General features: G+C 38.3%; 21 protein-coding genes and 1 tRNA gene. 12 read left to right on the plus strand and 10 right to left on the minus strand.

What is annotated here, in order from left to right; all coding sequences use genetic code 11:
• The first annotated feature begins 52 nt into the window (after nucleotides 1–52).
• Nucleotides 53–126, plus strand: a tRNA-Asn gene (locus FRX52_RS05065).
• Between the two features lie 83 nt (nucleotides 127–209).
• Here the strand turns inward: FRX52_RS05065 and FRX52_RS05070 are convergent.
• Both FRX52_RS05070 and FRX52_RS05075 read right to left on the minus strand, forming a co-directional pair.
• Complete coding sequence (locus FRX52_RS05070; RefSeq protein WP_146538733.1) at nucleotides 210–1172, minus strand: LacI family DNA-binding transcriptional regulator; 963 nt, start codon at nucleotides 1170–1172, stop codon at nucleotides 210–212.
• A 4-nt stretch (nucleotides 1173–1176) separates the two neighbouring features.
• Nucleotides 1177–2619 carry a sucrose-6-phosphate hydrolase gene (locus FRX52_RS05075; protein WP_146538734.1) on the minus strand — a complete coding sequence of 481 codons (1443 nt, stop codon included), beginning with the start codon at nucleotides 2617–2619 and terminating at the stop codon, nucleotides 1177–1179.
• A gap of 207 nt (nucleotides 2620–2826) precedes the next feature.
• Between FRX52_RS05075 and FRX52_RS05080 the strand changes: the two genes are divergently transcribed.
• From FRX52_RS05080 to FRX52_RS05090, 3 genes are all read left to right on the plus strand, one after another.
• Entirely contained in the window at nucleotides 2827–4698 is a 1872-nt protein-coding gene (locus tag FRX52_RS05080; protein ID WP_146538735.1) for a sucrose-specific PTS transporter subunit IIBC, read from the plus strand.
• Nucleotides 4699–4769: 71 nt separating this feature from the next.
• Nucleotides 4770–5639, plus strand: a complete 870-nt coding sequence (gene scrK, locus FRX52_RS05085; protein WP_146538736.1) for a fructokinase ScrK — start codon at nucleotides 4770–4772, stop codon at nucleotides 5637–5639.
• A 206-nt stretch (nucleotides 5640–5845) separates the two neighbouring features.
• Nucleotides 5846–7297, plus strand: coding sequence for a LysM domain-containing protein (locus tag FRX52_RS05090; RefSeq protein WP_146538737.1), 1452 nt, complete (start codon nucleotides 5846–5848; stop codon nucleotides 7295–7297).
• Between the two features lie 89 nt (nucleotides 7298–7386).
• Here the strand turns inward: FRX52_RS05090 and serS are convergent, their stop codons facing one another.
• The 6 genes from serS to FRX52_RS05120 form a co-directional block, all read right to left on the minus strand.
• On the minus strand, nucleotides 7387–8661 hold the full coding sequence (gene serS / locus FRX52_RS05095; protein WP_146538738.1) for a serine--tRNA ligase: 1275 nt from the start codon (nucleotides 8659–8661) through the stop codon (nucleotides 7387–7389).
• A 233-nt stretch (nucleotides 8662–8894) separates the two neighbouring features.
• On the minus strand, nucleotides 8895–9260 hold the full coding sequence (locus FRX52_RS05100; protein ID WP_146461845.1) for a DUF956 family protein: 366 nt from the start codon (nucleotides 9258–9260) through the stop codon (nucleotides 8895–8897).
• A gap of 60 nt (nucleotides 9261–9320) precedes the next feature.
• Nucleotides 9321–10232, minus strand: a complete 912-nt coding sequence (locus FRX52_RS05105; protein ID WP_146496539.1) for a PTS system mannose/fructose/sorbose family transporter subunit IID — start codon at nucleotides 10230–10232, stop codon at nucleotides 9321–9323.
• A 14-nt stretch (nucleotides 10233–10246) separates the two neighbouring features.
• A complete protein-coding gene (locus FRX52_RS05110) occupies nucleotides 10247–11047 on the minus strand; it encodes a PTS mannose/fructose/sorbose transporter subunit IIC (protein ID WP_146538787.1) in 801 nt (266 codons plus the stop codon).
• Between the two features lie 30 nt (nucleotides 11048–11077).
• Entirely contained in the window at nucleotides 11078–12070 is a 993-nt protein-coding gene (locus FRX52_RS05115; protein ID WP_146461849.1) for a PTS sugar transporter subunit IIB, read from the minus strand.
• Between the two features lie 224 nt (nucleotides 12071–12294).
• Nucleotides 12295–13110 carry a Cof-type HAD-IIB family hydrolase gene (locus tag FRX52_RS05120; protein WP_146538739.1) on the minus strand — a complete coding sequence of 272 codons (816 nt, stop codon included), beginning with the start codon at nucleotides 13108–13110 and terminating at the stop codon, nucleotides 12295–12297.
• Nucleotides 13111–13271: 161 nt separating this feature from the next.
• On the opposite strand from FRX52_RS05120, the gene FRX52_RS05125 reads away from it, so the two are divergent.
• The 5 genes from FRX52_RS05125 (at nucleotide 13272) to brpA (ending at nucleotide 17801) form a co-directional block, all read left to right on the plus strand.
• A complete protein-coding gene (locus FRX52_RS05125) occupies nucleotides 13272–13862 on the plus strand; it encodes a DUF1361 domain-containing protein (RefSeq protein ID WP_146496530.1) in 591 nt (196 codons plus the stop codon).
• Nucleotides 13863–13985: 123 nt separating this feature from the next.
• A complete protein-coding gene (locus tag FRX52_RS05130) occupies nucleotides 13986–15398 on the plus strand; it encodes an NCS2 family permease (protein WP_146538740.1) in 1413 nt (470 codons plus the stop codon).
• Nucleotides 15399–15481: 83 nt separating this feature from the next.
• On the plus strand, nucleotides 15482–15925 hold the full coding sequence (gene tsaE, locus FRX52_RS05135; RefSeq protein ID WP_146538741.1) for a tRNA (adenosine(37)-N6)-threonylcarbamoyltransferase complex ATPase subunit type 1 TsaE: 444 nt from the start codon (nucleotides 15482–15484) through the stop codon (nucleotides 15923–15925).
• On the plus strand, nucleotides 15918–16439 hold the full coding sequence (locus FRX52_RS05140) for a GNAT family N-acetyltransferase (RefSeq protein WP_146496524.1): 522 nt from the start codon (nucleotides 15918–15920) through the stop codon (nucleotides 16437–16439). The genes tsaE and FRX52_RS05140 overlap by 8 nt, the downstream gene beginning before the upstream one ends.
• 9 nt (nucleotides 16440–16448) lie before the next feature.
• Nucleotides 16449–17801 (plus strand): biofilm formation/cell division transcriptional regulator BrpA, encoded by a 1353-nt coding sequence (gene brpA, locus FRX52_RS05145; protein WP_146538742.1) that lies wholly within the window; start codon nucleotides 16449–16451, stop codon nucleotides 17799–17801.
• A gap of 50 nt (nucleotides 17802–17851) precedes the next feature.
• Here the strand turns inward: brpA and FRX52_RS05150 are convergent, their stop codons facing one another.
• Together FRX52_RS05150 and FRX52_RS05155 are read right to left on the minus strand one after the other, a co-directional pair.
• On the minus strand, nucleotides 17852–18157 hold the full coding sequence (locus FRX52_RS05150; RefSeq protein ID WP_146538743.1) for a hypothetical protein: 306 nt from the start codon (nucleotides 18155–18157) through the stop codon (nucleotides 17852–17854).
• The gene (locus tag FRX52_RS05155) at nucleotides 18154–18573 is read right to left on the minus strand and encodes an HIT family protein (protein WP_146538744.1); all 420 of its coding nucleotides are present in this window, start codon (nucleotides 18571–18573) and stop codon (nucleotides 18154–18156) included. Before FRX52_RS05155 ends, FRX52_RS05150 begins: the two co-directional genes overlap by 4 nt.
• 196 nt (nucleotides 18574–18769) lie before the next feature.
• Here FRX52_RS05155 and FRX52_RS05160 point away from each other — a divergent pair, with 196 nt between their 5' ends.
• The 3 genes from FRX52_RS05160 to ccrZ are packed head-to-tail and all read left to right on the plus strand — an operon-like array spanning nucleotide 18770 to nucleotide 21385.
• The gene (locus tag FRX52_RS05160) at nucleotides 18770–19507 is read left to right on the plus strand and encodes an ABC transporter ATP-binding protein (RefSeq protein ID WP_146538745.1); all 738 of its coding nucleotides are present in this window, start codon (nucleotides 18770–18772) and stop codon (nucleotides 19505–19507) included.
• The gene (locus FRX52_RS05165) at nucleotides 19504–20538 is read left to right on the plus strand and encodes an ABC transporter permease (protein WP_146538746.1); all 1035 of its coding nucleotides are present in this window, start codon (nucleotides 19504–19506) and stop codon (nucleotides 20536–20538) included. The genes FRX52_RS05160 and FRX52_RS05165 overlap by 4 nt, the downstream gene beginning before the upstream one ends.
• Nucleotides 20539–20596: 58 nt before the next feature.
• Nucleotides 20597–21385 carry a cell cycle regulator CcrZ gene (gene ccrZ / locus FRX52_RS05170; RefSeq protein ID WP_146496511.1) on the plus strand — a complete coding sequence of 263 codons (789 nt, stop codon included), beginning with the start codon at nucleotides 20597–20599 and terminating at the stop codon, nucleotides 21383–21385.
• The last annotated feature ends 1 nt before the right edge of the window (nucleotide 21386 follow it).

Below are 21386 nucleotides of genomic sequence, written 5' to 3' on the forward strand. Positions count from 1 at the left end.
GTAGTTGGGGGTTGCCCCCTGTGAGATAAGGTAGTCGCTTAGCTATTGATATTCCGCCATAGCTCAGTTGGTAGTAGCGCATGACTGTTAATCATGATGTCGTAGGTTCGAGTCCTACTGGCGGAGTAGATGAAGCATTGAGAATAGTCTCAATGCTTTTTATTTTCAGATTATAATAAAAAACTCAAGTTAGAATAAGCTAACTTGAGTTAAATACTAGAACCAGGTAATAAACTAATAGGTAGAATGTAATCTTTATTAACATTTTCTTTGGCGATTTGTTTTAATAAAATTTCAACACAGAGAACAGCAATTTCTTGAATAGGTTGTTTAATTGTTGTCAGTTGAGGAAAATAATTTTCAATAAAATTAGTACCATCATAACCGATGATTTTTAATTGTTCTGGGATTGTAATCTTTAAATCTTGAGCAATTTTCATCACTAAAATAGCTGTTAAGTCATCTGAAACAAAAATACCATCTGGTTTTTCTTTTAGAAGAATATTTTTAATTTCCATTTCTTTACGAATAGCTGAGAAGTGACTAGGAATATTGAAAATCGATGCTTCTGGTAAAATGCTATAAAAACCAGCATGACGCAAACCTGTAGGAGAGTTAGAATTATCATTTCCAGTAATCATAATAATCTTTTGACACCCCACTTTTATTAGATTTTGAGCGGCTAATTTGCCTCCTTCAAAATTATCTGATGCAACGACTGGAATATTTGGTGCGAGATTGCGGTCAAAGGCAACAATGGCTGCTTCGACTTTTTCATAATCATCAATACCAAGATTATGGCTGCTGGAGATGATTCCATCTACTTGATTAGCAGCCAACATTTCTAGGTATTCTTTTTCTTTTTTAGGATCATTTTGACTATTACAAATGATGACCTTATAACCTTGACGAAACAGTTCAATTTCCAGGTATTCAATGAGTTCAGAATAAAAGATGTTGCTGATATTAGGAAAAATGAGTCCAATTAGTTTGGCTGACTTTCCTTGTAGGCTACGAGCGAGATTATTGGGCTTGTAGCCTAGAGTTTTCATGGCATCTTTAACTTTGTTAATTGTTTTTTCAGAAAGGTAGCCTTTGTTGTTAATGACACGAGAAACGGTTGTTGGACTGACTCCAGCTAGTTCAGCAACGTCTGTTAGTTTAGCAACCATGGTGTTATCCTTTCAATTGATAGAAATTTCCTGATATGTTATTAGAATTTAAGTAAATACCAGTCTGTTCTTGATTTGGAAAGACACGACCAGTTAAGACATATTCTCCATCATTGATAAAAATTTCAAAGATTGATTTGTCAACAAACAGGCGTATCTTTGTCTGTTGTTTAGGAATTGAGCAGCTACGGCTTGTACCAAATTCAAGAGCATATTGTTCACCAACTTGAGAGCGATCAATTTGGAATGTTCCCTTTTCAGTATCAAGAGTGATTTTTAGACCATTGCTATTGGTATCAGCAAATAGAAGTAATTTAGCTTGGCTATTTTCAGCGACTTCAAATTCTAGTTCGTAGCAGTTATTGGTGCTTGTTTTATTGGCTAGAATTTCTTGGCTTTGACGTAAGTTTGTCATAGCAGCGACAGGCTGTTGATAGAGTTTACCATTTTTGATGTGTAATTCTTTAACCAGACTCATAGCCCCTTGATAGTCATAAGTATCTGTTGGGTAATCAACGTCTGGTAAGCCAATCCAACTGATAGCATAAGCGGTGCCATCAGGCATGTTAAAGGCTTGAGTGGCATAAGCTTCAAAGCCATAATCAAGATTGTAGATTGGTGAAGGTTTGATGAGCTTAGCTGTTTTTGTGTCTAACGCTTGACATACTTTATAAGTATTTGGATAAATATTGTCATAGTTTAGTTCAGATTTGTCTAGACCTTGGGGACTGTAGAGTAAAACTGGTTGATTGTCAACAAAGACTAAATTTGGACATTCAATCATGTATTCACTGCCAGTGCCAGCAAAGTCTAAATTGCCGACTTCTTGCCACTTGGTAACGTCATTATCAATAGCTTGATATAATTTGATAAAGCCTTGTTTGTCATGATTTTGTGCACCAACGATAGCGTAAAACTGATCTTGATATTTGAAAATTTGTGGATCACGAAAATGTTCAGTAGCATCTGTAGCAGGTGGGATAAGGATGTCTTTAATTTTCTCGATTTGTCCGTCTTTATCCATGAAAGCACCAATTTGTAAAGGGGTACGAACCCAGTTTTCATCGCGAACATTGCCTGTATAGAAGATGAAGAGTTTGTCGTCAACTTCATAGGCTGAGCCAGAATAAGCCCCATGGCTATCTAGTGGTGTATCTGGTTGAATGGTAACACCTGTTTCTGTGAAATGAACAAGGTCAGTACTGGTAGTGTGTACCCATTGTTTCAAACCGTGACTGGCAGCAAAAGGAAAATTTTGATAAAAAAGGTGAAATTTACCGTCAAAATAAGAGAATCCATTGGGGTCATTAAGAAGTCCCATTTTTGCCTCTAGGTGATAATTGGCTCTCCAAGGTGATTTAGCAATATTGTTTTTAATGTCTTGAATTTCTTTTTCAGTCCATTGATGATAAGGCTTGTAACGAATTTCTGTTGGTAAGGTTACCATGAGTTATCCTCTTTCTAATCTAAAATACTTCTTCTAACTCTATAGTAAACGTTTTCTGCTAAAAAATCAATCTTTTTGCTAAATTAAAAAATAATTTCTGCAAAACGCTTGACATATTTTTTAATCATGATAAAATAATAGTTGTAATAACGAGTGAAACGCTTACACTCGGTAAGAAAAATTTATATAGAGGGAGTTTTTTGCAAAATGGATAACAAGCAAATTGCAAAAGAAGTCATCGAGGCTGTCGGTGGTCGTGAGAATGTTAAAAGTGTTGCTCATTGTGCGACACGTTTGAGAATCATGGTTGTTGATGAGTCGAAGATTGACAAAGAAAAAGCAGAAAATATTGAGAAAGTTCAAGGTGCTTTCTTCAATTCAGGTCAATACCAAATGATTTTTGGTACTGGAACTGTTAATAAAATTTATGATGAAGTAGTTGCTTTAGGTTTGCCAACAGCAACGACAGGTGAGCAAAAAGCAGAAGCAGCTCAACAAGGTAACTGGTTCCAACGTGCCGTTCGTACGTTTGGTGATGTTTTCGTTCCAATTATTCCAGCAATTGTAGCGACTGGTTTGTTTATGGGGCTTCGTGGTTTGTTGGGAGCTTTGGGTTATACCTTGCCGGAAGATTTGAATGTTTACTCTCAAATCTTGACAGATACAGCCTTTATTGTTTTACCAGCCTTGGTTGTATGGTCAACTTTCCGTGTATTTGGTGGTAACCAAACAATTGGTCTTGTTTTGGGGATGATGCTAATTGCAGGGCAATTACCAAATGCTTGGGCAGTTGCTTCAGGTGGTGATGTTAAACCCTTGACGTTCTTTGGTTTCATTCCAGTTGTTGGTTTACAAGGATCAGTTTTACCAGCCTTCATCATCGGTATTATTGGTGCTAAGTTTGAAAAAGCGGTACGCAAGGTTGTACCAGAAGTACTTGACTTGCTATTGACACCATTTATCACACTTCTTGTGATGTCATTACTTGGTCTATTTGTGATTGGTCCAGTATTCCATGTGGTTGAAAAAGGTATTCTAGTTGCCACACAAGGCCTACTTGCTTTGCCATTTGGACTTGGTGGTTTGCTAATTGGTGGAGTTCATCAGATTATCGTTGTATCAGGTGTTCATCATATCTTCAATTTACTAGAATCACAATTGGTTGCCAATACAGGTGCTAATCCATTTAACGCTATTATCACAGCAGCAATGACAGCTCAAGGAGCTGCAACAGTAGCGGTTGGTGTGAAAACTAAAAATCCTAAATTAAAAGCTCTTGCTTTCCCAGCAGCTCTTTCAGCCTTTTTGGGAATTACTGAACCAGCTATCTTCGGGGTTAACTTACGTTTCCGTAAGCCATTCTTCTTATCATTGGTTGCAGGTGCTATCGGTGGTGCAGTAGCTTCTATCTTAGGTCTTGCAGGTACAGGATTTGGTATTACAATTATTCCTGGAACGCTTCTTTACCTAAATGGTCAATTGTTCCAATACTTACTAATGGTTGCTGTGTCATTTGCAGCAGGATTTGGTTTGACCTACTTCTTTGGTTATGAAGATGAGGTAAAAGACGTAAAAAAGTCTGAGACACCTCAAGTTGCTCCAGTAGCAGCTACAGAGGTTGTAGTCAAAGAAGAAACGCTTTTAGCTCCACTTGCAGGTCAAGTTGTTGACTTAAAAGACGTTAATGACCCAGTTTTTGCTTCAGAAGCTATGGGTAAAGGAATTGCGATTAAACCAACTGGTAATCAAGTTGTGTCGCCAGTGGATGGAACAGTTGAAATTGCTTTTGAAACAGGTCATGCATATGGGATTAAATCAACTAATGGTACAGAAATTCTTATTCATGTTGGTATTGATACCGTATCAATGAATGGCAAAGGTTTTGTTCAAAACGTGAAAGCCAATCAAACTGTTAAAGCAGGTGATGTGCTTGGAACATTTGATTCTAAAGCGATTGCGGATGCAGGTCTTGATGATACGACAATGGTAATCGTAACCAATACAGCAGATTTTGTAGCAGTTGAAACATTGGCAAGTGGCAATGTTCAAGAAGGTAGTAAGTTATTACAAGTCAAATAAGGGAGTTTTCCCTTCAAATAAAAGGGGTTGATTAACATCAACCTCTTTCTGTATTAAGAATGAGGTAAAATATGACAAAATTATATGGTAGTGTTGAGGCAGGTGGTACAAAGTTTATTTGTGCTGTTGGTAATGAAGACTTTGAAGTCGTTGCGCAAACACAATTTCCAACAACTAAGCCAGAGGAAACCATTGCTAAAACGATTGCTTTTTTTCAACAATTTGATAATTTAGCAGCCGTAGCTGTGGGTTCTTTTGGTCCAATTGATATTGATGAAGCATCAGAAACGTATGGTTATGTGACAAAAACGCCAAAACCAGATTGGTCAAATGTTGATATGATTGGCCCAATGAAAGAAGCCTTACAAGTGCCATTTTACTTTACAACAGATGTTAATAGTTCAGCTTATGGTGAAGTCATTGCTCGCCAGAATGTTGACAATCTGGTTTATTATACCATTGGTACAGGGATTGGAGCAGGTGCTTATCAAAATGGTGAATTCATCGGAGGCGTTGGTCATACAGAGATGGGGCACACTTATATGATGAAACATGATAAGGATCACGATTTTGAGGGAGTTTGTCCTTTCCATAAAGGCTGTTTAGAAGGTTTGGCAGCCGGTCCAAGTCTAGAGGCTCGTACGGGCGTTCGTGGTGAAAATATTCCTGTTGAGCATGATGTTTGGGATAAACAAGCTTATTATATTGCCCAAGCAGCAATTCAAGCAACCATGATGTTTAGACCAGAAGTGATCGTATTTGGTGGTGGGGTTATGGCTCAGGACCATATGATTAAATTAGTTCATCAGCACTTCCTAGACTTGCTCAATGACTATCTACCAATTCCACCAGTAAAAGAGTATATTGTAACGCCTGCAGTGGCTAATAATGGCTCTGCGACCTTGGGTAACTTTGCCCTAGCAAAAAAAGTGGCTAACTAGTCAACTATCTCAGTCCTCACTTAACATTGATTAAGTGGGGATTTAGTTTATGCTAGATTAAGAAATAAGGAAATGTATCATTTAGGTTACAAAAATGAAGAACAGATAACAGAAACTACAATTCCTTTAATAAAGAAAAAATGCCTTTAATTCGTCTGATTTTTATGTTATCATTGTAATCACAATTAGACAAAGAGGAAAAAATTATGTCAAAAAACTTTATTAAAAAATCTCTTTTATTATCAACAATGGCCTTATCGATCTTTGGAGTTAATCAAGTTCAAGCAGAAGAAGGATTGGTTTGGGCACCACGTTCTGTGGAAGAGATTAGAGCAGGTTTAGTTAAAGAAAACAATAAAATTACTTATACGGTTCAATATGGTGATACATTAGGTAGTATTGCAGAAGCAGTTGGGTTAGAAGTCAATGTTTTGGCTAATCTAAATAATATTGCAGATGTTAACTTTATTCTTCCTAATACAGTATTGACAATTACTTATGATAACAATCAAGATGTTAAGACTGTTCAAGTAGATGTTCCTCAAACATCATCAACAGAAGAAATGACTGTCAAAGCTGATTTAATGACTAATGAGGTTATTTTCAAAGATCAAACGGTTAAGGTAAGTGATTTAAAAGCAGATCCAGCTAATCAGGTTGTTCAAACGGTAGCAGTGGCTCAGGATGAAGTGGCTAGCCAAGTTGTTACAACGAATTCTGAAACGCCTGTGGTAGAACAATCACCAGAAGTATCAGTGCCAACTAGCGAAACAATTGTGAGTGAAACGGTATCAGAAACTTCGTCATCAACTGAAGTGACAGAGAATACATCTGCTGAAACAGAGACAACAGTAGCGCCTGTAGAGTCAGCAACATCAGAAACAGTTTCTGAATCTGAAGAACAAGTATTTAGTAGTGAAGTTGTAACAAGTGAAACGGTATCAGAGGGTTCTGATTCCAGTGAGGCTACAGAGAATCTACCTGTTGAAACAGAGATGTCTGTAGAAACCCCATCTTCTGAAGTAGTAGCGAGTGATGTGGTAGAGACACCAAATGTTGAAGAAGTGACTCAATCAATTGTTGAATCTAGTGAAACGAATCAAAGTTACGCTCAAACAGAAAATCCTGTTGAAGAAGCAGTGACACAAGTCGTTGAAGCGAGTACAGAGCAAACTCCTGCTCAAGAAGAAGTGGTCACATCAGCAGAATCAACAGTGACAGAAGAGCAACCAGTAACAGAAATTCCTACTGAACAAGTAGAAACTCCCGTTGAGGAAGTAGCTCAAGATACCACAACCAATCAAACATTGACTTACAACAGTGCTGGTATGCAAGCTAAGACAGCAGCTTTCCAATCACAAGTAGGTAATGAATTTGGTATCAGTGACATTGGTGGTTATCGTAATTCAAATGATGATCATGGTCAAGGTTTAGCAGTAGATATTATGGTTGACAGTGCTGCTCAAGGTGACCAAGTAGCTCAATACGCTGTTGATAATATTGCTAATAATGATATTTCTTATGTTATTTGGCAACAACGTTTCTATTCGCCAGTAAATAATATTTATGGCCCAGCTAATACTTGGAACTTAATGCCAGACCGTGGTAGTGCAACACAAAACCACATGGATCATGTTCACGTTTCTATGAATGAATAAAAAAATCACGCTTAGCGTGATTTTTCTTTTGTCAAATGTCAAAATAAAACTCAGTTAGGCTAGTTAACTGAGTTTATATCTATTTAATATTAAGGTTTAATCACCTCAAGTCCTCCCATATATGGACGGAGTACTTCAGGAATGGTTACAGAACCATCTTCATTTTGATAGTTTTCCAAAATGGCTGCAACAGTACGGCCAACAGCTAAACCAGAACCGTTCAAGGTATGAAGTAGTTTCACCTTGCCGTCAGCTTCATCACGGTAACGAATTTGGGCACGGCGAGCTTGGAAATCTTCTGTGTTTGAACAACTAGAAATTTCACGGTAGGTGTTTTGAGCTGGAATCCATACTTCTAGGTCATAAGTTTTGGCAGCTGAGAAGCCCATATCTCCAGTACAAAGTGCTAAAACACGATATGGTAAGCCAAGTTTTTGTAGGATATTTTCAGCATTAGCTGTCATTTTTTCTAATTCTTCATAAGATTCTTCAGGTTTGGCAAATTTGACCATTTCTACCTTATGGAATTGGTGCAAACGAATTAAACCACGCGTGTCACGACCGGCAGAACCTGCTTCAGAACGGAAAGATGGGCTCATGGCTGTAAAGTAGATTGGCAAATCTTTACCGTTGATAATCTCGTTACGATAGAAATTGGTCAAAGGAACTTCAGCAGTTGGAATAAGAACAAAATTGCTATCAGCTAATTCAAAAGTATCTTCCTTGAATTTTGGGTATTGACCCGTACCAAACATAGAGTCATGATTGACCATGTAAGGTGGGATAATTTCGGTATAGCCTTCTGCCGCATGCTCATCAAGCATGAAATTGTAAAGGGCACGCTCTAAGCGAGCACCGAGATTTTTATAGAAAAGGAAACGAGCACCGGTTACCTTAGCCCCACGTTCCCAATCCAAAATATTGAGATCCTCACCTAAATCCCAGTGAGCTTTTGGCTCAAAATCAAATTCACGAGGCGTTCCCCAACGACGAACTTCTACATTGTCTTCTTCATCAGCCCCAACTGGCACACTGTCATGCGGTGTATTTGGCAAGACAACTAGGATACCTTCTACTTGTTGATCAAGTTCCAGTAGTTCATTGTCGATTTTCTTGATCTTGGCAGATAGTTTTTGCATGGCAGCAATTTGCTCATCAGCATTTTCTTTGTTGCGTTTAGCTTGGGCAATGTTAGCAGAAGCAAGATTGCGTTCAGCCTTAAGTTCTTCTGTTTCAACCAACAGGCGACGACGTTTTTGGTCAAGTTCTGCTAATTCTGTTAAAGTTTCTTGACTGACGCCACGCAAAGCTAGTTTTTCAGCAACATGATCAAAGTCATTACGAATGCGTTTTAAATCTAACATAAAATTCCTCCTATAAAAAAGCACAAGATGAGCTATGTTGGAACGCCAAGGGCGTGGTTCCATCCAACTTCACAAATCTTGTGCACTTAATCATCTATGTAATAATAAACAACGGTAGAATTTCAACATTAGCCCTTACCTACTCGCAGCGACCGTAGGCTTTCTGAAAAGTAACTAATCTTTACTTATCCGTTGTCTTCATTATACCCAACTTTCTTATAAAAGTAAAGGCTTTATCGAGTTTTCGGGAGTAGTTTTTGCCCAATCATTTGTAAAAGAGTGGGAAGTTTGACAACCTTATCATTTCCTAAAATGTCACGAGCGATTTTCAAAATCTTGCCAGAATCCTTGGAGGCAAAAAGAAATTTACCTTGCTGTGTCATCACTTCAAAATGGCGACTGATTTTTTTACCAGATACATTTGCTCCGATATAATCTACGGACGACCATGGGATTTGGATATATTGCTCAACATTGACATCAGGGTAAAATTCTATAGCTTCTGGGCCAATGAGAAACTTGCCGACCTTGCTACCAATACCGAGATAAGACACTCCTGTGGTTTGAAGAAGGACGGTTTTATTGAGGGATTGTGCCATGTATTTTCCTTTCCATGAGTAAAGTAAGAAGGTTAGGAGAAGCTCCCAACCTTTCTTATTTTACATGATACCTGCCAAACGAGCAAGGATACCAACGATGAACAACCCAACGATGATAGTGATTGGAGATACTTTTTTCTTCAATAACCACATGCAGAGGAATACAAGAAGAACGTTCATAAATCCAGGAATCAAACCATCCAAGTTTTGTTGGAAAGTTGTTACTTTTTCAGGAGTTTGTGAAAGACCTGCTCCAACTTGAGCAAAGGCTTCTTTGATACCTTCGCTACCTGCTGGGAGTTTATCCCACTCAATGTAAGCTCCTTTTGAAAGTGGAACACTTGAAACATTGAAAGCAAACTTAATTGATACCCAACGCTCAGCTAGAACAGCTAAGATGAACATACCAAGGATTGAAGCTCCTTTGGTGATGTCTTGTAGGATACCACCTGACATGTCTTTAGTGATTTCTTTACCTGATTTGTAACCAAATTCTTGTGTGTACCATAGGAAAGCCATACGAATAGCATTCCAAGCGACAAAGAAGATGATTGGTCCAAGAACGTTACCAGCGATAGCAAGTGAAGCTCCTAGGGCACCAATGATTGGACGAACAGTAAACCAGAACACTGGGTCACCGATACCTGCAAGAGGTCCCATCATACCGATTTTAACCCCTTGGATTGCAGCGTCATCAATATCTGCACCATTGGCACGATCTTCTTCAAGAGCAAGTGTTACCCCAAAGATAGGTGCAGCCACATAAGGATGCGTGTTAAAGAATTCCATGTGGCGTTTAAGTGCAGCTGCTTGATCTTCTTTTTTTGTGTAAAGTTTTTTAATAGCTGGAACTAAAGCATAAGCCCAACCTAAGTTTTGCATACGTTCGTAGTTCCAAGATGCTTGAAGGAGTTGTGAACGGAACCAAACTTTTTTACGATCACTTAGTGAAAGTTGAATTTTTTCTGCCATGTTATTGCCTCCTTTTAGTAGTCTTCTAGGATGTCACCGATTGGATCGTGTGACCCTGCACTAGCACCACCGTTACCCCCTTTTTTAGAAAGGTTAAGGTAGATGAAGGCAAGAGCAACACCGATAGCACCAAGGGCGATTAGTGTTAAATCATTAACGGCTGCAAGAGCAAAACCAAGGGCAAAGAATGGCCAAACTTCACGAGAAGCCATCATGTTGATAACCATAGCGAAACCTACGGCAACAACCATACCACCACCAACTTGCATACCACCACTTAGCCACTCTGGCATCAACTCAAGTGCAGCTTTTACGCTTTCAGAAGGAATGGCAAGCAAGAATGCAGCAGGAATAGCAATACGAAGACCTTGAAGAGAAAGAGCTACTAAATGGTAGCGTTCAAGTGCAGCAAAGTCACCACGTTCAGCAGCAGCATCAGCTCCGTGAACCAAACCGACAGAAGCGGTACGCACGAGCATGGTCAAGAACAAACCAGCAACAGCAAGAGGGATAGCTAGACCTTGAGCGACACTAATGGCTTGATCTGAGAAGTCACCACCTTTAATCAAGATAATGGCAGCAGCAACGGAAGCAAGTGCCGCATCAGGTGCTACGGCAGCTCCGATATTTGCCCAACCAAGAGCGACAAATTGCAGTGTTCCACCTAGGATAACTCCAGGAATAAGGTTACCTGTTACCAAACCGATAAGGGTACAAGCAACGATTGGTTGATGGAATTGGAATTGGTCAAGAATTCCTTCCATACCAGCAAGGAAGGCAACCACGACCACCAAGATCGCAGAAATAATTGAAATATCCATGATAAATCCTTTCTTTTATATAGCTTATTTAACGTTTGCTTTGTTGATTAGGTCAAACAAGTCTTTTTTAGAATCATTTGGTACTTTACGGACGTCAAATTTGACACCAAGGTCACGTAATTTTTCAAAGACAGCAACATCGTCTTTGTCCATTGATAGCACATTGTTGACCATTGTTTTACCAGTTGAGTGAGCCATTGAACCAACGTTCAATTCTTCAATCTCAACTCCGCCTTCGATAGCACGAAGAGCATCCTGAGGTGTTTCAAATAAAATCAACGCATGAGTATTACCAAAGCGAGGGTCTTTTGAAACGTCAATCAATTTCTGGATTGGTACAACATTTGCTTTAACATTACCAGGAGCGGCTTGTTTAATCAATTGTTTACGTAATTCATCTTGAGAAACTGTATCAGATGCAACGATGATACGATCAGCTTTTGAAGCGGGTGTCCAACCTGTTGCGACTTGACCATGCAAGAGACGTGTGTCAATGCGAGCAAGGTTGATTTTCAACTTACCATCACCAATAACTGTTCCTTCAGGAATAGCCCCTTGTGGTGCGTCGCTAGTTTTAGCAACAACAGGAGCGGCTTCAGCAGGGTTCAATTCTTCTGGCAAGGCTTTAATCCCTTCTTTAGCCTCTTTGATAATGTTAGCTGCAACTTGCTCAACTCCAGCAGATGCATCCATCATGCGTTCTGTATAAGCCTGAATTAGCATAGGCAAGTTGAGGCCAGTGATGATGGCGAATTTACGCTCAGGATTTTCTCCCATGATTCGACTTGCTTGGTTGAAGGGTGAACCACTCCAAAGGTCAGCAAGGACAAGAATCTCATCATCAGCATCAAATTGAGCGATAGCATTGGTAAAGTGAGCGTAAAGATCATCTGGTCCTTCACTTGGCATGAAAGTGACAACTTGAACCTTTTCTTGTTCCCCGAAAATCATGGAACCTGATTGATGAATACCTTCAGCAAATTTACCATGGCTGGCAATAATAATACCGATACCCATTCTTGATTTTCCTCCTTTTAATTATTTTTCATTTTGTGTCATACTAAATTAGTATCACCTTCAAACGAAATTCAAGAACATAGCTATTTTAAAACGTTTTCAAGAAAATGTCAAGGTTATCCGAGAAAAAATGACAAAATTTATCAAAAATAGATGAAAATCAGTCAAAAGGAAAAATGACAAGCATAAAAGAGATGCTCAAAACTATTGGGCATCTCTGATTTTTATGTTAAAAAAAGTTGTTCTAATTGTTTGGCAACTCCATCCTCATTATTGGTCCAAGGCAATTGCTGATCGGCAAATTCTAAAAGAATTGGATTGGCATTTTTCATGGCATATCCTGTTTGGGCGAAAGCCAACATTTCAGTATCGTTATGTTCATCTCCAAAAGCGATAAGGTGTTCCTTATCTAAGTTCAGAGCAGTTAATAAATGTTGTAGTGCCATTGCTTTATTGACCCCTTTGGGAGAAAATTCCAAGATATTTAATGGCCCTCCCCAAGAATCAACTTCAAGGCTATGGTTAAAGTGTTCCTTGATTTGTTCAGCTAAGGCATACTTATCAGCGACTCTGGTTTTCATCAAAAGTGCATTTGGCCCAGTAGTCACCTTGTTAGGAATCAATTCTAAATCATCTGTGATTTCTTTGAGCCCAAAAAGTTTTGGCTCAATTTGATCACGGTGTTCAAAATTGATAAAGAGTTTATCTCGATATTCTGTCGCTAGAAAGTCAAGCTCAATGTCTTCTTTAATGTCAAGTAATTGCCAGATATATTTCGGATCAAGGCGAATGTCTAGTTCATGAGGCCAAGCCTGTTCAGGCAGATGAACCAAGGCACCATTAAAATTGATCATCGGTGTTTTTAAGCCTAGTTGACGATAATAGTCTAGCGCCATACGATAAGGACGTCCAGTGGCAATAATAATGGTATGTCCTAAAGCTTCTACTTTTTTTAAGGTTTCGACAGTGTAGGTAGAGATGGTTTCATCACTGTGGAGTAATGTGCCATCTAAGTCAATTGCAATTATTTTTTTAGTCATGTTCTTATTATAACAGATTGTGACAAAAAGTTGCAAAAATGAGTAAATATTAGATTAAAATGTCAAAACCTAACAAAGAGTTCACAAGACAAGCTAATCAATCGTATTTATTTATGACTATGTTATAATAGGAAAATAGTTTTGCAAGAAGGAGAAATGACATGAAATTAAAAATGAGTTTAATTCATCTGTTTTGGTTGGTGATATCGGCAGGTATTTTCCGTTATATGACCAGTGGGCCTAATCTAATTTGGAATATGTTTTTGGCCTTGGTAGCCTTGGATTTTGCTTATTTGACCTATCGTACAAAAAATACTTTTGTGAAGCTTGTAGGAGTGTTACTTTGGTTACTCTTTTATCCTAATACCTTCTACATGCTGACAGATATTATTCACATGTCTTTTGCTGGTCAGGCTCTATGGGATCGTTCGAGTATGATTATGTTCATGCTCTATGTGTCTAGCATTTTGTTTGGTGTTTTATCTGGGGTCTTGAGTTTGCAATTGATTTTCAATAGTTTAGGGGTGAAAAATATTTACCTACGTTATTTGGTGATTGGTAATTTATCCTTTTTATCAAGTTTTGCCATCCATATTGGTCGATATGCTCGTCTAAATTCTTGGGACGCCTTAACGAATCCGATGACGGTGGTTAATAGTATGGTTGACGTTGTTTCTTGGTCAGCCCTACCATTTATTGCTGGTTTTACTTTTTTACAGATGATGACCTTGATTTTTTTAGACAGAGAATAAAATATACGCAAAATATGTGTATATTTTATTTTTTATCTAAAAAATAACAAAAAAACAATTGAAAGGCGAATGTTTTTGTGATATTATATCTAAAACATTCTAAAAAAGGAGTTTCGCTATTAAATGAAAACGTTTTTTCAGTTAAAAGAGTATGGTACGACTGTTCGCAGGGAAGTTATAGCAGGAATGACGACTTTCTTTGCCATGTCTTATATTCTTTTTGTTAATCCGACAACGTTAGCCCAGACTGGTATGCCTATTCAAGGGGTTTTTCTTGCGACTATTATTGGTGCAGTTATTGGTACCTTAATTATGGCCCTTTATGCTAATGTACCTTATGCTCAAGCATCTGGTATTGGTATGAGTGCGTTTTTTACTTATACGGTTGTTTTTGCACAAGGTTATACTTGGCAAGAAGCTTTAGCGATGGTCTTTCTTTGTGGCTGTATTGCCATGGTGATTACTTTGACGAAATTACGTCAAATTATTATTGTTTCCATTCCAGAAAATATTAAGCATGCTATTGGTGGTGGTATTGGTATTTTTTTAACTTATCTAGGGATTAAAAATGCCGGTTTACTTAACTTTACTTTAAATCCGAATACCTATACCGTCGTTGGTGAAGGAGCCGATAAAGCAGGAGCGACTATCATTGGTAATGCTTCAGCAGTTCCTGCTCTCGTTTCTTTTGATAATGCTGGTGTGGTATTATCGCTTTGTGCGATTATCATTACGTCAATATTTGTGATTCGTGATATCAAGGGCGGTATCATGTTAGCTATGATTGTGACTACTCTGCTAGCTATTTTTCTTGGAATTGTTGATTTATCTGCTATTGATTTTGCATCAAACAATATTGTGACAGCTTTTCAAGAATTGAGACTAGTTTTTGGAGCAGCCTTTACTGGATTGGGCACTTTATTTGCTGATTCGAGTCGTCTATTAGAAGTTATGATGACCATATTTGCTTTTGCTTTGACAGATATGTTTGATACGATTGGAACTTTGATTGGAACCAGTCAAAAAGCACAGATTTTCAAAACGACGAGTGAGAATGCTAAAGACCTGGATCCCAAAATGGAAAAAGCTCTTTATGCTGATATGTTAGCGACAACAGCAGGAGCTGTGGTTGGCACGTCAAATGTAACAACTTATGTGGAGTCGGCGGCTGGTATTGCAGCAGGGGGACGCACAGGTCTCACTGCCTTGGTAGTTGCCCTACTCTTTATGGTATCTAGTTTTTTCAGTCCTTTGTTGGCCATTATCCCCAATCAAGCAACGGCTGCCGTTTTGATTATGGTTGGTATTATGATGATTTCTAGTCTTAAGCATGTTGAATGGGATGATATGAGTGAAGCCATTCCAGCCTTCTTTGCGTCAATTTTTATGGGCTTTGGTTATAGTTTGACAAATGGAATTGCTTTTGGCTTTCTCTTTTATACACTTAGTAAGCTGGTTCAAGGACGAGCAAAGGACATCCAACCGATAGTATGGGTTTTAGATGGTCTATTTATTGTTAATTTTTTGTTAATCTAAAAAAGGAAACTAGGGGTAACTCTAGTTTTTATATTTATCAGTTGTGACTGGTTTAGGAAATTAAATTGTGTTAAAATAGGAATATGTTTGACATTTGTAACGAAGATGAATTGATTGCTTTTGGTTATCGTATTGGTCAAGCCTTGGAAGCTGGTCATGTGCTAGTGTTGACAGGGGATTTAGGTACAGGTAAAACCACCTTGACCAAGGGAATCGCCAAAGGTCTAGGGATTGATCAAATGATTAAGAGCCCAACTTATACCATTGTCAGAGAGTATGAGGGGCGTTTGCCCTTATATCACTTAGATGTTTATCGTATTGGTAATGACCCAGATTCTATTGATTTAGATGAGTTTTTGTATGGCAATGGTGTGACTGTTATTGAATGGGGACACTTATTGGGTGCAGATTTTACGAATGATTATATGGAAGTTGTGATTGAAACAAAAGACGTTGGTCGTCGTGTGTCATTAGTCCCTAAGGGAAAACGGTCCAATCAACTAAAGGAGGTCATTAGTCATGGCTGAACAAGAATTTATCATCAAAGAAGCAGAACCAAATGATGCCAAAGCACTGGTTGAAACCCTTAATCAGATAGGGGGAGAAAGTGAATTTATGACCTTGGACGAGGCGGGCATTTTGATGACAACTGAGCAGATGGTTGATTTTATCAAGCATCGACAAGAATCGGTCAATCAGCTCTGCCTTTTAGCTAAGAAAGGTTCAGAAGTGGTTGGTGTGCTTAATGTCACCAGTGATTTTCACGAGCGGGTTAATCATATTGGAGATATTTTTATCGGCATTAAAAAACAGTATTGGGGTTATGGTTTAGGTCAAGTTTTGATGGCTGAAACAATTGAGTGGGCCAAACAATCTGGAGTGATTCGTCGTTTGGAATTAACCGTACAAAAACGAAATCAGCGTGCCGTCCATGTTTATGAAAAGATTGGTTTTGAGATAGAAGGCGTTAAGAAACGTGGAGCTAAGACAAGTACAGGTGAGTTTCTTGATGTCTATATCATGGGAAAAATGATTGATTAGGAAGACAGCATGAGCATTGGAAAAAAAATTAGTATCATGATTGTTGCGATTTTAGCAACGACAGCACTAGCAGTGGGGCTTTATTTTACGACCCTATCTAGTTTCACGAATAGTGAATTTGCAAAAACCTTTAAGAACTATCAAACCTCGAAAAATGTTAGTCAAGCCATTAAGCAGACTAAACCTTTTTCCATATTGTTGATGGGAGTGGATACAGGTAGTGCCGATCGAACGGATCGTTGGCAAGGTAATAGTGATTCTATGATTTTGGTGACGGTTAATCCTAAAACGAAAAAAACAACCATGACCAGTTTGGAACGAGATATTTTAATTAAACTATCAGGGCCAAAGAAAAATGACATGACCGGAGTCGAGGCCAAATTAAATGCTGCCTATGCTGCTGGCGGTGCTCAGATGGCTATCATGACAGTTCAGGATCTTTTGGACATTACCATTGACTATTATATGCAAATCAATATGCAAGGGATGGTTGATTTGGTAGAGGCTGTTGGTGGAATTACCGTAACTAATAATTTTGATTTTCCGATTCAAATATATGAACAAGAGCCAGCCTATACAGCAACAGTGCCTGTAGGAACTCACAAAATCAATGGCAATCAAGCCTTAGTTTACGCTCGCATGCGTTATGACGATCCAGATGGTGATTATGGCCGCCAAAAGCGTCAGCGAGAAGTGATTAAGAAAATCATGGCGAAAATTTTAGCCTTGGACAGCATTAGTAACTACCGTAAAATTCTTTCAGCAGTCAGCAGTAACATGCAGACTAACGTGGAAATATCAACGAAAACTATTCCTAAGTTGTTGGGCTATCGAGAGGCTTTGAAAAATATCAAGAGCTATCAACTTCGTGGAGAAGATGCCACCATGGCTGACGGTGGTTCTTATCAAGTGGTCACAGCAGAACATCTTTTGGACATTCAAAATCGCATTAAGAAAGAGTTAGGCTTGAAAACAAATCAGTCGAAATTAAAAACCAGTGCAGTCGTTTATGAAACCTTATATGGTTTGGACAGTAAGATTGACATCAACGAAACTAAAGTCTCTTCTGAAAGTAGTGAAGACAAGAATGATAGTTCTTCAGTAGTAGAAGCAGACACACAAGTAAGCAGTTATGAGAGCAGTTCCGTTGACAGTATGCCAGTACCAGCTAGCGAAGTCGTGTCTGTTCCTGTTGTTCCAGAAGTTAGTCAAGTGACACCAGAAGTCTATCCAAGCTATTCTGAAAGTTACCCTGTGTACTCTACTCCTGTAGAGTCTGTCTATGAGCAACCAGTTGTGTCTAATGTAATTGAACCACCACAAGTGGTAGAAACTCCAGTTGTTAACACTATAGTAGAATAAGAGTTAGCTAAAATGAAAAACAACCAAGAAGTTATTTTCTTGGTTGTTTTTCATTTAGGATTGGTTTCTGTTGTTTTGTATTTACTTAATAGTTTATTGATTTCTTGCAAAGTTGCTTGGGTTTCAATCTGGAAAACTCTTGCTTGATAAGAGAAATCTTGGCCTAGCTTACTTGCCTGTAGGCTTTCTTTTTGGATGGTTTTCAAACTCTTTTGAGCTTTAGCAAGGTCTTGTTTTCCTTGCTGGATACGATTGGTTTTATCCTTGACTTCTGTTTTGATGACTTGACGATTGTCATAGAGTTTATAAAGCGTTGCTCCGACTAATCCTGACAAGATAAAGGTTTTTAATTTCATTTTTCTACCTCATCTGTGATTGCCTTAGCTAACTGACTGAGTTGTTCAAAGTCGGGTTCATTGGTTTTGAAGTCGATAGTTAAGCCGTCTTGGTCATTAAATCTTGGGATAAGATGAATATGGGCATGAAAGACGGTCTGTCCAGCCACTGCTTCGCTATTATTAAGCATATTAAGTCCACTAGCTCCAGTAACGGTTTGTAAGCGACGTGCTAGTTGTGGAATAGGGGCAAAGACCTGTTGGGTAGTTTCTGAATCCATATTTAAGAGATTACGAACATGTTTTTTAGGGATAACAAGAGTATGCCCTTTAGTGACTTGAGTGATGTCTAAAAAGGCGAGAACGTGTTCATCTTCATAGACTTTGCTAGCAGGAATGTCACCTGCAACGATTTGACAAAAAATACATTTTTCCATAGGCTCGACCTTCTTTTCTTTAAATTTACTATCAGTATAGCATATTGTTAGTCACTGGTCTGTGAAAAAGTCATTTTATGATTGATTAGATTGCTTTAAGAAAATGAGAATGGATTTCTTTTGTTTTGTTTAGGATTTTGTCTAAATCAAATAATGTGATAAAATGAAAGGTAATCTTATAACAAGGAAAATGACGATGTTAAAACTAGAACATGTTACAGGGGGCTATATCAATATCCCTGTTTTGAAAGACCTGAGTTTTGAAGTAAACAAGGGGCAGTTGGTTGGTTTGATTGGTCTGAATGGAGCGGGAAAATCAACGACGATTAGCGAGATTATTGGGCTTTTAACGCCTTATCAAGGACAAATTAGCTTAAATGGTTTGACCTTATCTACGGATCCAGTTAATTATCGTAAGCAGCTAGCTTTAATTCCGGAAACACCCAGTTTGTATGAAGAATTAACTTTAAAGGAACATTTGGAAACTGTCATCTTGGCCTATGATTTGGATGAACAAAAAGCCATGGCTTGTGCTGAACGTCTATTAAAAATCTTTCGTTTGTCAGATAAGTTGGATTGGTTTCCAGTCAATTTTTCTAAGGGAATGAAACAAAAGGTGATGATTATTTCAGCCTTGATGGTTGAACCTAGCCTTTTGATTGTGGATGAGCCATTTTTGGGGCTTGATCCAGTAGCTATCAAGGATTTAACCGACTTGCTTATGGAGGAAAAGGAGAAAGGAACAGCCATTCTTATGAGTACTCATGTGCTGGATTCCGCAGAAAAGATGTGTGATGAATTTGTTATCCTTCATCATGGTCAGGTCAAGGCTAAAGGTAGTCTGGCTGATTTACAAAAAAGCTTCGCGAAACCATCTGCTAGTCTTACTGATATTTATTTAAGTTTGACACAGGAGGAAAGTGGCAGTCTATGAGAGAGCTTTTTGGTAAACGACGTTTCGATTTTCATCAGCTCTGTCTGAAATACTTGCGCTATGTGTTAAATGACCATTTTGTTTTGATTCTCGTCTTTCTGACAGGCTTTGTAATGGTGGAATACAGCAAATTATTAAATGATTTTCCTAGCCAAACCTGGCCCATTTGGTCAGTGATTGTATTGCTTTTGCTGATTTTATTGAGTATGGGTCGGGTCGCGACTTACTTAGAACCAGCAGACCAATTATTTTTATTGGTAAAAGAAGCAGAGGTCAGAAGAGAAATTACGAGAGCCTTAAAAAGAAGTGTCTTACTTTGGGGAAGTCTTCAAACAATAGGTGTCTTATTTTTAAGTCCACTTCTACTAAAATTGAGTTGGACGAGTTGGCAGATTTTACTATTAGTGGTATTACTTTGGCTAGTTAAGGCTTGTTTGATGTCTTGGAAAATTAGAGGTTTTTTCCAACCTTCATCTTTACATTGGTCAAAGGCTATTGCTTATGAGCAACGACGCAAGCAGGCAATTTTGAAATTTTTCTCACTCTTTACAGATGTGAAAGGCATTTCCAGCCCAGTTAAACGAAGAGCCTATTTCGATGGTTTAATCCAGTTTTTATCAGGTTCTTCCCCGACTTTGTGGGCAAAATTATATGCTCAAGCCTTTGTGCGTAGTGGCGATTATCTACATTTGACACTTCGATTGTTCTTTTTATCTCTATTAAGTTTGGTAACCATTTCTAATCCATGGCTATCCGAGGCTTTAGGTTTGCTGTTTAATTACTTGTGGCTTTTTCAAATGACGGCTTTGGGACGTCATTATGACTACCAGTATCTAACACGTTTATATCCTAAGCAAGCAGATAAAAGTGTAGCCCTTCAAGGTGTCTTGCAACGTTTGTTTTTAATCTTTTATATCATCCAAACCAGTTGTTCTTTCTTTTTTGGTTTTAGTGGCTTGTTTGCTGTCGGAGGTTTGCTATTAGGTTTCTTTTATTTACCCAAAAAAGTTAAGTCAAGTTTGACTAAGTGATTGAAAACAAGTACAATGTAAGATGATAAGGCTCAATAGAAAAATAGGAGGAAAAACAATGGCTGGTACAGATCAAGAATTACAATTAACTCTTCTTAAAGGTAACAGTGGTCAGGCTTATATGGGAACTTATCCTAATGGTGAGCGAGTTTTTGTCAAATTGAATACCACTCCTATCCTTGCTGCTCTAGCCAAGGAACAGATTGCTCCTCAACTGTTGTGGGCTAAGCGTATGGGCAATGGCGACATGATGAGTGCTCAAGAATGGTTAGATGGTCGGATTTTGACCAAACAGGATATGAATAGTAAACAAGTTGTTCAAATTTTGGTTCGGATGCATCGCTCTAAAGCGTTGGTTAATCAACTTTTGCAACTTAATTTTAAGATTGAAAATCCTTATGATTTATTGGTGGATTGGGAAAAGAATGCACCGTTACAACTGCAAGAAAATTCTTACCTACAATTAGTGATTAAGGAACTCAAACGTAGTTTGCCAGAATTTCGTTCAGATTTGGCGACTATTGTCCATGGGGATGTTTGTCATAGCAACTGGGTGATTACAACCAGTGGCATGATTTATTTAGTGGATTGGGATTCTGTTCGCCTAACTGATCGCATGTATGATGTAGCCTATGTTTTGAGCCATTATATCCCTCGTGTTCGTTGGCAGGAATGGTTGGCCTTGTATGGTTATAAGTATAATGAAAAGGTCATGAATAAGTTATACTGGTATGGTCAATTTTCTTACTTATCACAAATCATCAAATGCTTTGATAGTCGTGATATGGAGCATGTCAATCAAGAAATCTACGAACTTAGAAAATTCCGTGAAACATTTAGAAAGTAAA

The sequence above is a fragment of the Streptococcus sp. sy018 genome, from assembly GCF_007859185.1.
Taxonomy (GTDB): domain Bacteria; phylum Bacillota; class Bacilli; order Lactobacillales; family Streptococcaceae; genus Streptococcus.